The organism is Pseudomonas sp. RL_105y_Pfl2_101, from assembly GCF_963970585.1.
GTDB lineage: Bacteria > Pseudomonadota > Gammaproteobacteria > Pseudomonadales > Pseudomonadaceae > Aquipseudomonas.
Genome location: NZ_CAXAPG010000019.1, coordinates 13,690 through 30,343, shown reverse-complemented (window position 1 = coordinate 30,343; position 16,654 = coordinate 13,690). Strand labels below are relative to the sequence as shown.

8 protein-coding genes are annotated in these 16,654 nt (G+C 59.8%); 5 read left to right on the top strand and 3 right to left on the bottom strand.

Annotation, left to right across the window (positions count from 1 at the left end):
- Window positions 1–369 precede the first annotated feature (369 nt).
- Entirely contained in the window at window positions 370–873 is a 504-nt protein-coding gene (locus AACY31_RS19060; protein WP_339482137.1) for a MarR family winged helix-turn-helix transcriptional regulator, read from the top strand.
- Window positions 874–1,014: 141 nt separating this feature from the next.
- Here AACY31_RS19060 and AACY31_RS19055 read toward each other — a convergent pair whose 3' ends face one another.
- The gene (locus AACY31_RS19055; protein ID WP_339482139.1) at window positions 1,015–1,380 is read right to left on the bottom strand and encodes a histone-like nucleoid-structuring protein, MvaT/MvaU family; all 366 of its coding nucleotides are present in this window, start codon (window positions 1,378–1,380) and stop codon (window positions 1,015–1,017) included.
- 429 nt (window positions 1,381–1,809) lie between these two features.
- Between AACY31_RS19055 and AACY31_RS19050 the strand changes: the two genes are divergently transcribed.
- From AACY31_RS19050 to AACY31_RS19035, 4 genes are read left to right on the top strand one after another with little or no spacing between them, the layout of a single operon-like run.
- Complete coding sequence (locus AACY31_RS19050) at window positions 1,810–3,642, top strand: AAA family ATPase (protein ID WP_339504972.1); 1,833 nt, start codon at window positions 1,810–1,812, stop codon at window positions 3,640–3,642.
- Window positions 3,643–3,644: 2 nt separating this feature from the next.
- Window positions 3,645–4,289 carry a 4Fe-4S single cluster domain-containing protein gene (locus tag AACY31_RS19045; protein WP_339482142.1) on the top strand — a complete coding sequence of 215 codons (645 nt, stop codon included), beginning with the start codon at window positions 3,645–3,647 and terminating at the stop codon, window positions 4,287–4,289.
- A gap of 14 nt (window positions 4,290–4,303) precedes the next feature.
- A complete protein-coding gene (locus AACY31_RS19040) occupies window positions 4,304–10,612 on the top strand; it encodes an AAA domain-containing protein (RefSeq protein WP_339504971.1) in 6,309 nt (2,102 codons plus the stop codon).
- Window positions 10,609–11,967: a hypothetical protein gene (locus AACY31_RS19035; RefSeq protein WP_339482144.1), complete on the top strand. Its 1,359-nt coding sequence runs from the start codon at window positions 10,609–10,611 to the stop codon at window positions 11,965–11,967. Before AACY31_RS19040 ends, AACY31_RS19035 begins: the two co-directional genes overlap by 4 nt.
- 361 nt (window positions 11,968–12,328) lie before the next feature.
- Here the strand turns inward: AACY31_RS19035 and AACY31_RS19030 are convergent, their stop codons facing one another.
- Together AACY31_RS19030 and AACY31_RS19025 are read right to left on the bottom strand one after the other, a co-directional pair.
- On the bottom strand, window positions 12,329–15,439 hold the full coding sequence (locus tag AACY31_RS19030) for an efflux RND transporter permease subunit (RefSeq protein WP_339482146.1): 3,111 nt from the start codon (window positions 15,437–15,439) through the stop codon (window positions 12,329–12,331).
- Window positions 15,436–16,623 carry an efflux RND transporter periplasmic adaptor subunit gene (locus AACY31_RS19025; protein ID WP_339504969.1) on the bottom strand — a complete coding sequence of 396 codons (1,188 nt, stop codon included), beginning with the start codon at window positions 16,621–16,623 and terminating at the stop codon, window positions 15,436–15,438. The genes AACY31_RS19030 and AACY31_RS19025 overlap by 4 nt, the downstream gene beginning before the upstream one ends.
- Between the last annotated feature and the right edge of the window lie 31 nt (window positions 16,624–16,654).

The following is a 16,654-nucleotide window of genomic DNA, read 5'->3' as shown; positions in this document are numbered from 1 at the left end:
TCGATGATTTACCCAGCGGTTTACGCCAGGGGCACGTTTTCTGCGTATTAAAAATACAACTCAGCATGAGGTCGAAAATCGGCAGACTGCAGGAAGTGACATGTTTTTTCGACGATTCCACCGGCCCGTACTCAATGGGTTTTCCAGCATTCGTTCTGTAATTTTTGAGGAGGATTCGGGTAGACATCTCCACACCTCATCGCCCCTAAGCCTGGATCAATTGGCGACCAGTCGAGCTGGCGAGCACATTTGTTGGTACCTGCAACCAATATAAGAATCCAATTTTAGGGATGTCAACCCCCTGTAGGGGGTGGTTGCAGCTGGAACCTTTGAAAGCTACTGTTGGTACTGACAACAGAAGAGGCATTTATGACCCAGTGCACCGATACCGACCTCATCAGTGATGCTGAAAATCTATTTGAAGCAGTGAATCAGCTCGTACGCGTCTATCAATTTAGAGACAGAGACCGAATCTGTTGCTATGACGTTTCCGTCACTCAGTGCTACGCGGTAGAGACGCTGATCAAGCAGGGGCCATTGCGAATGCAGGCACTGGCCGAGGAAATGTTTCTTGATAAAAGCACGGCGAGTCGGGTTATCGATACGCTTGAACGCAAAGGCTACGTCGAGCGATCTGTTGATCAGGAAGATAAACGGGCCATTCAGATACGGGCTACAGAGGCGGGTGAAGCGCTTTATCAGAAAATCCGAATCGACCTGGTAGCCGAAGAGAGCGCGATGATCGCGGCTCTTTCACCAGAGGTCAGAAAAGCCTCCGTAGCACTCATCAGACAGCTCACCAGGGCGGCGGAAATCCGTTGTGGTCTGGTAAAAAACTGTTGCCCCACTCCGTCGAAGGTTAGCTGCTCATAGTGCGATCAGCGCAGGGCTTAGCCTATTCAGACTTCGCTCTCGAGCGCATTGTGCAAGAATTGGCGTTGCTCCAAAGCACCATTGAGCATGCCTCAACAAAAAGGGCCCTCTGCGGGCCCTCCGTTTGCACTCAAAACAAAATCACTTGGCCAGCCAAGACTCGACAGTATCGGAGCCGTATTCGGCTTTCCATTCCTTAAGCGTTTTGTGATTTCCACCTTTGGTTTCGACAACCTCCCCGCTGTGAGGATTCTTGTAAATCTTCACTTGGCGCGGTTTACGGCTGCCGGCTTTGGACTCGGTAACGGGTGCTCGACGGTTGGCTTGTGGATCAAGCAGGTTGATCACGTCTTTGAGGCTGTAGCTGTACTCACCCAGCAGTGCACGCAGCTTGGTCTCGAATTCAATTTCTTTCTTGAGGCCAGCATCGTCTTTCAGGGCTTCAAGTGCTTGGAGCTGTTCGGCCAAGTGCTTTTCGAGCTGACGGAATTCTGCGAGTTTGGACATGAGAGATCTCTTTTCAGTAGTTGCCTAACAGTATATTGCAAATCGGTCAGCGCAATAGGGACTGCTGGCGAAAACTGAGCACATTAATTGAGAGCGCGTGGCTGATACCGTTTAGGTCGTCACGCCCCGCTCGAAGCAGAGAATTAGCATCGTCTGATCGCTGATCATCTTGGAAAACACTCAACCCAGAGGCACTGTGCGGTCATTTGACTCAGCTTTTTCCTGCAAAAATAGCGACCCCAATCCGGTCTGCCATAGCTAGTACCGTGTCAAATGCACTCGAATCCTCGATCAAGTTGCATAACCCCTCCTGTGAAACGAGCGCCCTCAGAAGCACTCTCTCAACACAACTTTTCGTAGCCGCGCACTGGCAAATGGACGCATTGAGCAATACCCTGCCCGTCCCGACCCAACGTTACGAGCTGAAACATGTCAGGGATTGCCCTATTTGAAAGCCCACGTTGGCTACGAGATCTTCTGCGCTTCTTGCCGCTGAAGAGCCAATTCGTCCTGTCAGGCAACATCCGCGACCTGCAGGCCAGTGAAGTGGCACCCGGCACGGTGACGGCGCAGAGCTTCAACCAAACCCTCTGCAATGCCCTGCTCGATGCCGGCTACACCCAGGTCATCGCCTGGGATCCCGTGTCCGGTTTCCGGGTAGTCGACAAACCCGGCTCCGCCCCTGAAGCCGGCCAGACGTTACTTCAGGAGCTTGGCCTGACTCCGGTAAATGGCGTAGCACCCGCAGGTATCGACCTGTTGGGCGCCACCCTGCCACGGCTGGTGGGTCGTGCTGGCGAACCTATCGCGCTGATCATCGATTTCGCCTCACGCCTGGTGGTTCGCAACGACTCCCTCAGCGCGGCTGAACACCAGCTCTTCACCCAGGCCCTGGTGCAATCCCATCAGGCTCGCAGCCGTCCGGCCACAGAGCTGCGCAAACCGTTCTTCAATACCCTGCTATGGCTGGTGGAAAAAGAAGGCGATTTACCCGACTGGTTGCTGGTCGACAATCCGCGCCTGCGCCACATTCCCGTGTCCAAACCCGATCAATTGTCCCGCCGAGCATTAGCACCGGCGCTGCTCAAAGGGCTCAGTGGCAACCAGGGCGCCAGCGAAGTGGCGATGCATCAGGCTGTGGAAGCTTTTGTCCAGAACACCGAGGGATTGCTGCTGCTCGATCTCAGTGCCATTGCGCAACTGGCGCGGGTCGAGGGTGTAGCCATGGAGCAGATTGCCGATGCGGTGCGCCGCTACAAGATCGGTGTCACCGAGGACCCGTGGCTGAAGATCGACCGTCAGCGTATCCGGCATGCCGACGCGCTCGTCCACCAGCGGGTCAAAGGCCAGGAGCATGCGGTGACGCACATGCTCGACATCGTCAAGCGTGCGATGACAGGCGTCGGCGCCAGTCGCAAGGGCAACCGTCCACGGGGCGTAGCCTTTCTCGCGGGGCCGACCGGGGTGGGCAAGACCGAACTTGCCAAAACCATTACCAGCCTGTTGTTCGGCGACGAAAGTGCATACATCCGCTTCGACATGTCGGAGTTCAGCGCCGAGCATGCCGATCAACGCCTTATCGGCGCACCGCCCGGCTACGTCGGCTACGACGTCGGCGGTGAGCTGACCAATGCTATCCGCGAGAAACCGTTCAGCGTGGTGTTATTCGATGAAATCGAAAAAGCCCACCCACGGATTCTCGACAAGTTCCTGCAGATCCTCGACGACGGAGTGCTGACTTCAGGCCGCGGTGATCGGGTGTACTTTTCGGAAGCCCTGATCGTGTTCACGTCCAACCTGGGGATCTATCGCCAGGGCGACAATGGCGAACGCGTTGCCAACGTCCTGCCAGGCGAAGCCTTCGAGCAAGTCCAAAACAAGGTGCACAGCGAGATTGACCGGTATTTCAAGCTCGTGCTCAATCGGCCGGAAATCCTCAATCGAATCGGCGAGAACATCATCGTCTTCGACTTCATTCGCGAAGGCGTTGCAGTGCAGATCTTCGAGCAGATGGTCAACGCCACCTTCGACGACCTGCTGGGACAGAACCTGTTTATCGAATTGGCCCCTCAGGCACGCCAGACACTGCACAACCTCTGCCTGCAGGATCTGTCCAACGGTGGCCGGGGCATTCGTAACCAGTTGGAGGCACGCCTGCTCAATCCCCTGTCGCGGGCACTGTTCGATCAGGACGCGCAACCGGGCGAGCACTTCACGATCACCGAGTTGGACATCACCGGACTGAAGATGGAACGTCGCTGAACATGGACCTTAGCCTGTCGCGCATGCATTTTCCGGTCACCACACTCGGCCCGGGGCGGCGTATTGGTATCTGGTTCCAGGGCTGCAGCATCCGCTGTCCAGGCTGCATCTCTGCCGATACCTGGGGGCCGGGGCACCGGCGCTTGTCACTGGAGCAACTGCTTGAACAGATAACCCCCTGGCTGCACGAGGCCGACGGAATCACCATTTCCGGAGGGGAACCGTTCGACCAGTTCGACGCCCTGCGATCGCTGCTCGAAGGCCTGCGTGGTCTCAGCGAGCTCGACATCCTGGTCTACAGCGGCTACTCCCTGGAGCAACTCGACGAGCCGCTGCTCCAGACCAAGGGCTTGATAGATGCCTTGATCAGCGACCCCTATGTCGAAGCACTCAGCCAGACCAAGGCCTTGCGCGGCAGTGACAATCAACGCCTGAGCCTGCTCACGCCACTGGGCCGGGCACGCCTGGGTCGTTACGAACGCTTGCTCGAACCCGCCGACAAGGCGCTCGACCTGATGTTTGACGAAAGTGGCAGCGTCTGGATGGCCGGCATCCCACGACGTGACGACCTATTGCGCTTACGCGATCTGCTGCATGAACAAGGCCATCATTTACAGATCAGCGCACACGCGTCGCGACGCCGCTGAGTGGAGCACACCCCATGATACGTTTCTGCCCCAACTGCAAAACCGAGCGCACCCTCCAGGAAATGTTCTGCGAAGGGCTCGTTCAGGAACAACCCTGCGGCTGGGACCTCGCTGGCGAACCCATTCATGCCGACGGCTGGCGGCCGCAAGCCGTCGTCACTGAGCAAACCCTCCCGCCGGTCAGTACGACTCAGGGGAATGCCCCCGAGCTGCTCTGCGAAAATGGGCACCCGATGGTCGATGGCGACCTGATGTGCCTTGAATGTGGCAGCTCACCTGCGCGAGCAACGTCCGGCGACGCCCGGCCAGACAGCAGCGAACCAGAGGGTATCCCCCAGACCCTGATCGATGGTTGGCGCCTGATCCGTCAGATCAGCAGCACCGACGGTGTGCGAGAACGCTACCTCGCCGAGCACGAGGAAACCGCGCAACAGGCGGTCCTGACCCTGTATCGACCCGGCGCCGAACCGGACCCGGCGATCTATGATGTGATCCGCCGACTGCCACGCGAGCACGTACCCGAAATCATTGCCACCGGCCGCTGGGATGACCGTGCCTATGAGGTCATTGAAGAACTCACCGGCGGGACCCTGGCAGAACTGGGCAGCGTGATCCGCGACAGTGACAGCGTGCACTATGTGGTCAACGAACTGGGCCTGGCGCTGCATGCTTTCAACGAGGCCGGCCTGCGCCATCGTGACCTGCGCCCAGCCAGCCTGCTGGTACGCTCCCGCGAGCCACTGGACCTGGTCATCAGCGGCTTCGGCTCGGCACGCCTGTCCGAGTTCGACCTGGACATCGTGTCGCCACTGGAAACCAGCCGCTACATGGCACCCGAAGCCATCGCCGGCGGCGTTGCGGCGGCCTCGGACTGGTGGAGCCTGGGCATGATCCTGCTCGAGCAACTGACCCAAGGCGCCTGCTTCGACGGCATCAATGCCAATGCATTTCTTATTCACGTGCTGGCCAACGGGGTACCGATTCCCGACGACCTCGACCCGCGTCTGAACCTGCTGCTGCGAGGTCTGCTGGCACGCGACCGTCATCAGCGCTGGCAATGGTCGCAGGTCGAAGACTGGCTCAACGGTATTACGGTCGAGGCTCCAGCCTCTTCCGTCCAGCAAACGGACGAAGGTGAAGGCGCCACCCTACTGCTGGGCGAGCGCCGCTTCCACAAGCCCGGGGTATTTGCCCTGGCGGCAGCCCAGGCGGATAACTGGCAACAGGCCCTGGACCATTTGCTGCGCGGTGTGATCGTGACGTGGGCCGAGCAGGTCGGCCTCGCCCCTGCTCTGGTCGCCGGCCTGCGTCAGGTCGTTCAGCACGAAGGGATTGAGGACGACTTCCGTCTCATGCTGGCACTGAGAATCCTCAATCCGGAAATCCCGTTGATTCACCGTGGCGACATCGTCACACCAGGATGGCTACTGGAGCACCCACTGGAAGGCTATCGCCTGATCAGCGGGTCGGTCCCGGACCTGCTTGAGCAATTGCAGACCGACAACTGGCTGTCGCGTCTCAAATCCCGCGCCGAAAACGTACGTCAGCGTGCCCTGCACCAACACATCGAGTTGGTCGAAGAGCAACTGCGGATCTTCCTGCTATCGACCTCGCGAGCCAAGCTGTCCACGCAATGGCAAGAGCGCCAACGCCTGTTTCCAGACACCGACCATCCGGGACTGACCTCACTGTCGGAGCGCCGGGTGATCGCCGAAGAAGATCTGATCGTGCTGCTCAGCGCGGCATTCAGTCAGTTCCGTTCGGCGGCCTCGATTGTAGAGACCGCCGCCGAGCTGGCCAGGGCTGCCGATGTCGGTTGGTTCGACGCCGAAGAAGCGACTCAACTGCTGTTGCATTCACGACTTGAGCTGTACCGCAGTGTCGATGAGCGCATCCAAGGCTTTGCCCGTTGTGGCGTGCCGGTAGTGGACGAGTGGGCCGAGCAGTTCCGTCTGGAGCGACGAATGCCGCTGGCCCAGGCACTGGTGTTGCTGGCCATCCCGTCCAGTCACTGGCTGGAACCACAAAAACAACAGTACGTCTCACAGATCCTCGACTTCTTCGAGAAGAAGGTGGTGACCGCAGTGATGCGCGGGCCACTGGTGCGTATGAGCATCGGCAAGACCACCGCACGCGTCGACATCAGTGAACTGAACAGCGAGCGCAGTCCGGCCGCGGCTTTGCTCGATCACCTGCTGCAACGTAATGCCCGGGCAGTGAGCCTCGACCCAGAGTGTTTTCAGCTCAACGGCCAGCTGGAATCGCGCCTGCATGCCCTGTACCGGCAAAGCGCGCTGTACAAACGCGACACCGGCATCGACGGCCTGTACCTGGGCTTCCCTTTCCTGCTCAATCGCGACCCTCGCGGCACCACGCGTACACGGATCATCCCGCTCCTACTGTGGCCAGTGAAGCTACTGCTGGAGCTGGGTTCTCGTGGTCACGCCGCCTTGGCGTTTGACAGTGAGCGTGAGGAAGTGCGGCTCAACCCCGCGCTGGAAAGCGTGCTCGGCGCCGAAACCTGCAAACGCTGGCGCAAGACCGCCGATGAACTGCTGGGCCGCTCGTCAATTCGTGCGGCGGATGTGATGGACGCCTTCGGCATGCTCGCCACCATTCGCTCACGCGCCCTTGGCAACCTGCCCGCCAGCACCGTGGAGATCGCGCCCTACCAAGACGAGCTGGACTGCGCGGCGGTGCTGTTTCACGTGACCTTCATGGGGCAAGCCATCGGCGAAGACCTGCGCCAACTGAAAACCCTGTCGCCCGCCGGTACCGGCCTGGAAACGGCGTTGCGCCTCAAGACTGCCGACGAAACCAAGCACGAGGCCCCGCCAGGCGAACTGCAACGCTACTTCACTGTAGCCAGCGACCCCTCCCAGGAAGCGGCCGTGATCCAGGCCCGACAAAGTCCGGGATTACTGGTCGAGGGACCGCCCGGAACCGGCAAGAGCCAGACCATCGTCAATATGGTCGCCGACGCCATCGGCCGCCAGCGCAGCTTGCTTATCGTCTGCCAGAAACATGCGGCGCTGGAGGTGGTGTACAAACGCCTGGTCGCCGAAGGCCTTGGCCAGCGCATCGTCATGCTCAACGACGTCAACCGCGACCGGGAGCCCGTCATCCGCGGCATTCGCGAACAACTGGAAAGCCTGTTCACGAACGGCAGCCAGGCGCAGGGCTGGCAGCGCCAGCGCGAACAGGTCGCGGCCCGCATCGAAACCTTGGAGGGCGAACTCGACCGCTTTCACCAGAGCCTGCATCGCCTGGATGAAAATACCGGCCTCAGTTATCGCAGGCTGCTCGGCGAGTTGATTGAATTGGAATCCGGCCCGGCCCCGCTTGAGTTTCCGGCCCTGCGCCAACGCCTGGCCTCCCTGGACCTCGCTAGCCTGACCCGTTTGGAGGAAAGCTGCGCCCCTCTGATTCGCCTGTGGTTGCCCGCACGCTACGAAGGCAGTCCATTGGCCCAGTTGCAGTCGTTCGCCGCCGACCGGGCGACTTTGCAGGTTTTCACCGACAATCTGCACAGTTTCACCCAAGCCGAACACAACCGTCAGGCCACGCTGCAAGCACACCCTGCCAGCTTCGAAATCGAAGACCCGGTGCCGTACCGTAACTGGATAGCGGCCCATGTCGCTGCCCTGCTCGACCTGAAGCAAGAGCAACGTCTGCGCCTTGCGCGGTGGCTACCGCTTTTCCGCAGCCGCGAAGCGGGCCAATCCCCACGGGGAGAGTCGATTCTCGGCGAACTACAGCAACTGGATCAGCAGTTCGACCAACTGGATCAGGACCACTACGCCCCCGCCTTGTCACCGGCCCTCTGCCTGCTCGAAAACAAGGCCCTCAGGCATCTGGATCAAGACTGCACCAAGGTCATGGCCGCCCGGTCCTGGTTGGCGAACATCAACCCGCTGCATCTGTTGCGGCGCAAGCGACTGCGCAACTTCCTTCAAGGTCAGGGGGAAAGCCGTGTTATTGAAGCGCTGCCGACCCTGCAGGCAGCCATCCGCCTTGAAAGCCAGTGGCGACCATTGCGCGCCGAGCTGAGTACCCAGCATCAGGCGTTGGAGCTGGAAACGGTGGGTAGACAAGCCTGCCTGGAGTTGATCAGCTTCGTGAAGAGCGACATCCGCCACCTCCTGGAGATCCAGGCACTGGCCCTGGCCTTGGCGCAATCACCCCGCGCCCGGCAGGCAGACGAGGCCGCTCTCGCCGGCGATAAACAGCATCTCGAGGCGCTGCTCGGCGATCTCGATGCTTCGCTGATGCGCCATGGCGTTCGCCAATCCAGCCTCGAGCAACTCAAGGTACTTGGCGACTGGCTGGGCGAAGAACTGGTGCAGCAACTGCAGCACGCCATCGAGCACAATCTGAGCAATCAACTGCCTCTTGATCGGCTGCATGAAGCGCTGCCCTTCCTGGCCGCCTACCAGACATTCCGCGGGCGCGCCGGTCAGTTGACGACAGCCGACCTGGAGTTGCTCGCACTGCTGCGCCAACGCCAGGAGCAGCTGGACAGCATTGCGCCCGAACACCTTGAAGCCGCGGTGCGGCGCCTGCTCAACCGCGAAGCTCGACTGGGTTGGAAACACCGCGTCGAGCAAACCAATCCTGAACTGCTGTTCAGCCAGGACGAAGCCCGCGCCAAAGTCGCCAGCCTCGCGCAAGCCGATGCGCAGATGCGGCTGCTCAATCGCGAGCTACTGGCCAACGACATCAACCTTGCTCAGCTGGGTAGTCGCAAGCAATGGGAAGATGTCACCCGCCTGACTGGCAAACGCTCTCGACGTCTGCGCGAATTCATCGATCTGGGCAATAACCTCGGACTGATGAACCTACGCCCGGTATGGCTGATGAACCCGGACGTGGCCAGCCGCGTGCTGCCGCTCAAGGCCGGCCTATTCGATACCGTCATCTACGACGAAGCCTCACAGATGCCGGTTGAGTTCGCCCTGCCGACCCTGTTCCGCGGCCAGGTCACGGTTGTCAGCGGCGATGAGAAGCAAATGCCGCCGACGGCATTCTTTTCCAGTCGTATCGAAAGCGACGAAGCCGAAGTGTTCGACGGCGACGAACCGGATGAAGACGCGGATGAGGAACAGCGCGAAGCGTTCGAAGACACTTGGAACCGTCGTGAGATCAAGGACTGCCCCGACCTGCTGCAACTGGCGCGCAACGCCCTGCCCAGCACCACATTGCAGATCCACTACCGTTCGGCCTACCGTGAACTGATCGGTTTTTCCAACGCCTCGTTCTATGGCAATCGCCTGAACGTTCCGGTCCGTCACCCGCAGGCGAGCATCCAGCGCATTAAGCCGCTGGAGCTGATCCAGGTCGGCGGGCTGTATCAGAACCAGAGTAACGCCCAGGAAGCCGAGCGGGTCGTCGAGTACCTCAGCGAATTGTGGCAGAAGCCCTACGAGCAGCGCCCCTCGGTGGGTGTCGTCACCTTCAACCGCAAGCAGGCCGACCTCATCGAGGAGCATTTGGAGCAGCGTGCAGAGCAGGATGAGCTGTTCCGCGCCGCCTACGTCCAAGAGCGCGAGCGCAGCGAAGACGGCGAGGACATGTCGGTGTTCGTCAAGAACGTGGAGAACGTGCAGGGGGATGAACGCGACATCATCGTCTTCTCCTCCACCTTCGGCCGCAACAGCCAAGGCACATTCCGCCGTAGCTTCGGCGTGCTGGGACAGACGGGGGGCGAACGACGCCTGAACGTGGCGGTGACCCGCGCGCGGCGCAAGGTGGTGATGATCACGTCGATGCCGATCGCCGATATTTCCGACATGCTCAACACACACCGTGCCCCCAATAGCCCGCGAGACTATCTGCAAGGCTATCTGGAATATGCTCGCGCGCTGTCCTCGGGCGAGTTCAGCAACAGCACCAAGTTGCTGGAACGCCTGCAGACCGACCGCAGCAGCCAGCATCGTGAGCAAGGTCAGCAACGTGATGGCTTTGTCAGGCTGGTCGGTGAATTCATTCATTCCCTGGGATGGCAGGCCGCTCCCGCCAGTGAAGGCGACGCTTTCGGTCTCGACTTCGCCATCGAGAATCCAGGCACGGGCCTCTACGCAATCGGCATCGAGTGCGATGCGCCTTGCCACAATCTGCTGGAACGTGCCCGCGCCCGGGAAATTTGGCGCCCGTCCGTGCTGCACCGCGCCATCCCGCACATCCACCGTGTGTCGTCACAAGCCTGGTATCACAACCGCGACAGCGAGCGCACGCGGCTGCGTGAAGCAATCGAACAGGCCATGCAAGTCCAGCAGCCGCTGCCACCCACCCCTACTTCAGTTGATACGGAAATCTGCCAATGAGTGGTCCCAAGGTCGTTCGCATTGTTACCCGCGAAGAAATCATCGCCCTGTGTGAAGGCCACCTGCAACGCCTGGAGCGTGCCGCGCAGCGCTGGCAAACACAGGCCACAAGGCTTGGTGAGCTCAGTGAACAAGAGCGCTCTGCCTCCCTGGAGCGACACGCTCGCCTTCGCACTCTGCTGGCAGAAGACCGATTGGCGGAACTGCAGAAGGCCGTGCCCGTGGAGATCGAGCACTTGCGCCGTGACTTGGAAGACCGCGAAGAACGCGCGATCATCCGTGCCGCCGAGCGGCGCCAACGCGACCGACGCATCCAGGACAACGCACAAACCCTGCTTGACGCTTTGCAAGCCACCCCAGCAAGCGTCGATCAAGCTTTGCTGAAGTCGCTCTCACGATTGGCCTGCGGTGCCCGTCGGGAAGATGCCGAACGTCTGCTGGCCAAGGGTTTCGCCCACTTGAGCGAGGCAAACGAGAAGCCAACCCTGAGCGATACCCAGCGCGCCCTGGCGCAGCAACTCAAGGTCGACGAACCCGAGGTTTCCCTGCGCGAATGGATAGCGGCCCGGGAGCCCGATTCGATGCGGGACGTACGTCTGCTACGCATCGATCGCCACATCGTGGAGCTGCAGTTGCTGCAAGGCGAAGAGCACGCCGCACCGTTCCTCCTCGCACTGCAAAGAGCGGAAACGGAAACCGATGCCAAGCGACGCAACTTGCTGCTCGACAGCCTTGTACTCGACCTCGCCACGTCCACCCGAAACTTCCAGAGACAGCGCGAATGTCTCGAACAATTGCAGGACCTGGCCAGCGAAGTCAAAACCTACACAGGCATCGAACACGCGACCTTGCTCGATCATATTGGCGCTTGTACAACCGACACCGAGCTCTCGGTAACCACCGGACTGATCGAACAGTGTAAAACGCTTATCACTGCCCACTTGCAAGAGCAGGCCGCCCTCGCCCGCCGCGAAGCCGTGCTCGGCGGCTTGGCCAGCCTCGGCTACGAAGTGCGCGAAGGCATGGTGACCGCCTGGGCAGAAACCGGCAAGGTCGTGCTACGCAAAACCGCCACCCCCGGCTATGGCGTGGAGGTGGGTGGCAAAGCCGACAATGGCCGTCTGCAGGTTCGCGCCATAGCCCTCAGCAGCGATCGCGACAAGGCGCGCGATCGCGACATTGAGACCATCTGGTGCGGCGAATTCCAGCGGCTGCAGGCCTTATTGAAAGATAAGGGCAGCGAGTTACTCATCGAACGAGCACTTTCGGTAGGTGAGGTTCCACTTAAAGAAACGAATATTGCCGAGCCGGGCGTAGAAACAATCGCTGGTCAGCAAAAGACACTTCATAAATGAACCGCTAACTCCATCCCACCGCAAGCTATTGCCAACATGCTCTGCCGCCTGGGGTTCAGGACTGCGACGAGCGTGTATCGGGTCTTATGCCATCACCTCAAGGCGCTGTTGCGGCAAATGACGCTCAGTGCCTGCCTGCTGCCATTGATGCAGCAATCCCAAGGAGTTAAAGCCACGATCGAGCAGCGTCAAAGAATGATCGAGCGTGGTGCCGATCAGTTGTTCAGTGAATCAAGGGGCGTTGTCCTGGCAGCATGATGTTCATGCGGCTGACCACATCCCAGGCTGACATGCGCCGCAAGAACGCTATGGAAGTTTCCTCTAGTGGCATGGTGCCGATCATTGTGGAAATGCTCTGACATCACACCAGGGAATCGCTTTCCTTCCTATCCATCTCGGTGACCGAGGTCAATCGCATTAATCTTTGGGCGAGATACCTTCGCAAGTCGTCCATATAAGTGAATACGACCGGCACGAAAACCAGACTCAGGACGGTCGACGTTAGCAATCCCCCGATCACAGCGATCGCCATGGGCGCCCGAAAACCACTGTCGGCACCGCTGCTGAGAACCGCGGGCACCATGCCGGCGACCATGGCGATGGTAGTCATGATGATCGGGCGGGCACGCTCTGCTCCCGACCGCAGCAATGCGTCCCGACGCGAAACCCCTTCCCGGCGCTTTTCATTGGCGAACTCGACCAGAAGAATAGAGTTCTTCGTGACGATGCCCATCAGCATCAAGATGCCGATCATCGCGGGAAGATCGAGTGCTGCGCCATAGAGCAGCAGGCCTGCAATGGCGCCGCCGATGGACAGAGGGAGCGCGACGAGGATCGTGATGGGCTGCAGAAAATCTTTGAACAACAGCACCAGGACGGCGTACACCATCAGGATGCCAAACCCCATAGCCACACCGAACTTGTCGAACATCTCGTTCATGTACTCGGCGTCACCATATTCAACGCGACGCACGCCTTCAGGCAACGTCTGCAGTACAGACAAGGTATTGATGTTGTCGAGGGCATCGCCGAGGGTGGAGCCAGAACGCAGGTCCGCGTCCACCGACACCCGTCGAAGACGGTCGAAGCGTTCGATGCGAGCAGGCCCATCCGCGAATCCGAGAGTGGCGACGGCATGGAGCGGAACGCTATTGCCGTCATCGGTTGGAATGCTCAGATTTCGAAGCGTCTCCAGGTCACTGCGTGAGCGCTCATCCAGCATGACGCGAATAGGTACCTGTCGATCCGTCAGGTCGAATCGAGCAGAACTCGCATCGACTTCGCCGAGTGTGGCGATGCGCATGACGTTGCCGATGCTGGACGCAGAGACTCCCGCCAGTGCTGCTTCGTGGAGACGCGGCTGGATCAACAATTCCGGGCGAGCAAGCGGCTCGTTGACCTGAACGTTGGCAATGCCTGCGACTCCACGCATTTGTCGCTGAAGTTCGTTCGCTGTCTCTGATAGTTTTGCGGGATCCGCGCCGAGAAGGATGATGGAAACATCACGTACATCGTTTTCCCCCTGGAATGTGAATCGTATGTCATCTAACTGATTCAGATCTTGCTGCAACAATTGCTCGAACCCTTTTTGATCCAGTTCCCGTTCGCCCGGGGGCTTGAGGCGGACCAGAAGCATGCCTTTGGTGACATCGTTCGCGCCCGCAGCATCTTGTCCTCCGGCCAGCGTGAATACCGCATTCACTTCCTGGCGCAGGGCGATCTGGTTGCCGGCTTCTCGCAGCTTCTGGTCGGTCTGAGCCAGTGGTGTACCCGGGGTCAGCTCGACGTTGACTTGCGTAAGGCTCAGATCGCTAACGGGCAGGAACCCCGTGGGGAGCAAAGGAATCAAAAGAAACGAGCTGATAAGGAACGCCACCCCACTCCCTAATGCTATGTGGCGATGCCGAAGTGACCAGTCCAACCATCTTAGATAGCGCGCCATCAACTTGCCTGGTTGGGCGTGCGGGCCATGACCGACTGAACCCACACCTGCCTTCGGCTGCATCAGATAGGCGGCGAGAAGCGGTGTTGCCAGCCTTGCAACCAACATAGAGGCCAGCACGGCCACGGAAACCGTGATGCCGAACTGTGTGAAGTAACGTCCAATGTAGCCACCAATAAAACTGACCGGAAGAAACACGGCCACTATGGTCGCGGTGATGGCAACGACTGCGAAGCCGATCGCATCGCAGGCATCGATCGCGGCACGGAACGGGCGTTTGCCCATGTCCAGATGACGCTCAATGTTCTCGATTTCGACAATCGCATCATCGACCAGAATACCGATAACCAAGGTCAAGGCCAGTAAGGTGATGCTGTTCAGGGTGTAGCCCAGCAATACCATGGCGGCGAATGTCGGGAGAATCGACAACGGGAGCGCAATGGCCGCGACCAGGGTGGCGCGCCAGTTGCGCAAGAAGAAGAACACGACGATGACGGTCAAGCCTGCGCCTTCCAACAACGTCATCATCGACATTTTGTAGCTGGAACGGGTGTAGTCCACCGTGGAGGCGAATTGTTGGATCTTGAGATCGCCATAGCTCCGTTGGAGACCGGCGATGGTGTCTTCAACACCCTGAGCTACCACAGTGTCACTGGAGCCCCTGGCGCGATAAACGGCAAAACCAACAACGTCCCGATCATTCAACCGGGCAAGCTCCCGACTCTCGCTACTGGCATCGCGCACGGTCGCCAAGTCGGCCAACGTGGCCCACCGCCCCCCCGGAAGGGCAATCGGACGAGCCGCGAGCGCTTCTACGCTTGCGGCGCTCCCCAGGGTTCGGATGGCTTGTTCGCGGCCATAGAGGACAATACGCCCGCCAGGCACATCCACATTGCTCTGCACCAATTGTGTGTTGACCTGTTCGGCACTGATGCCCAATGCAGCAAGCCGATCAGGTTTGAGTTCAATCCGGATTTCACGATTCACTCCCCCCATGCGCTGAACGTGCTGTACGCCAGGTGTCGCGAGTAAGGCTCGGTTGACGGCATCGTCCACGAACCACGAAAGTTCCACGGTACTGCGTTCAGCGGAGTCGACTGCGTAATAGACGATCGCGCCCCCTTCTACATCTACCCGTGAAATGCGCGGTTCCAGCACGGCTGGCGGCAATTCGACGCGCACCTCGGTGACGGCCTCCCGTACGTCATTGGTTGCGCGGTCGGGATCGACGCCGAGCTGAAATTCAACTGTGGTCAGAGACGTGCCGTCGCTCAGTGTTGAACTCATGTGCCGGATACCGGCAAGCCCGGCAATGGCGTTTTCCACGCGACGGGTGACGGAGCTTTCCAACTCGCTCGACGCGGCTCCCGGTAGGGTGACGGCAACCGTGACGACCGGAAAGTCCACGCGCGGGTTCGCGTTGATGGGCAGGCGCACGAATGCACTGATACCGACAACAGCCAACAGGAAGAACAGAACCAGCGTAGGAATGGGCCGTCGAATCGCCCACGATGATATCTGGAAACTCATGGCGCCTCCTCAATCAGCGGCGCAGGAGCGGCGGAGACGGCCACCACGTCGCCTTCGCGCACAAACGCAGATGCATTAGCGACTACACGCTCGCCGGCCTGCAAGCCCGAGGTAATCTCCAATAAATCGCCACTACGCCGACCGGTTGCCACTGTTTGACGAGCGATGACTCCCTGATCATTGATACGCATCACCCAGGCCCGATGGGCATCAATGATAGAAAACGCCCGAGCTGGCAGCGTCACGTCGAGCTTGCGCGACGCAAGGACTAACGTCCCGTGGGCATAGGTGCCAACGCGAAGCAGAGGCGAATAGTCCAACTCAATGCGCACACGACCGAGTCGGGATCGTGCATCAACCTTGGGGCCCACCCGTCGAATCGTGCCCTTCATGGGAGAAGAGATCCCGGCAATCCGGACCCTGAGCGTTTGCCCGGGTGTGATGTCGACCAAGTCGGTTTCCGCCACCTCCCCTTCAAACTCGATGGCCCCCTCTCGAATCAGCCGGAACATGGGCTCGCCACCGCTCAACGCGCCGGTACGTGCCACACGCTCCACGATGACACCTGCAAAAGGTGCCCGGATATCAGCTTTGCTGCGCTGGTGGCGAGCGTCGGCAAGTTGCGCGAGCGCTTGCTCAACTTCTGCACGCGCAGCACGCAGGTTGGCGGCTGCTGAGTCCGCCTGGGCACGACGTTCATCGACCTGCTGCTCACTGACCGCCCCACTTCCCCCCAGCCACTCGATGCGTTTGAAGGTGGCTTGGGCTTCAACAGTGACAGCTTCCTGTTGGCCGACTGCAGCACGCGCACGTGCCAATGCCGCTTGCGCCTGGCGAATCTGCGCGTCCAGCCCTTGAGTTTCCAGTCGCGCCAGCAACTGTCCAGACTCGACGCTGTCGCCCTCCTCCACTTTTACCTCTGCCACACGCTGTTCCGGCACAGATGAACTGATCGCGATTTCCTCGCGGGCAACCAGTGTTCCATTCACCTGTACAGAACGATTGAGCATCGCTGGACCTGCCGTGGCTGTGCTGACACGCAGCGGGGGTACAACGGAGGCTGCGGGCTCGTCGGAAGGCCAAAGCAGCAATGCTCCCAAGCTGACCAGCAGCAGGCATACACCCGCCCCAAGCCACAGGCGGTGAGATCGTTGCGCCCCCGCAAAGGCGAGGTTCGGGTTCATCGGAGTGTTCATTGAGGTCGTCCGAAAAAGC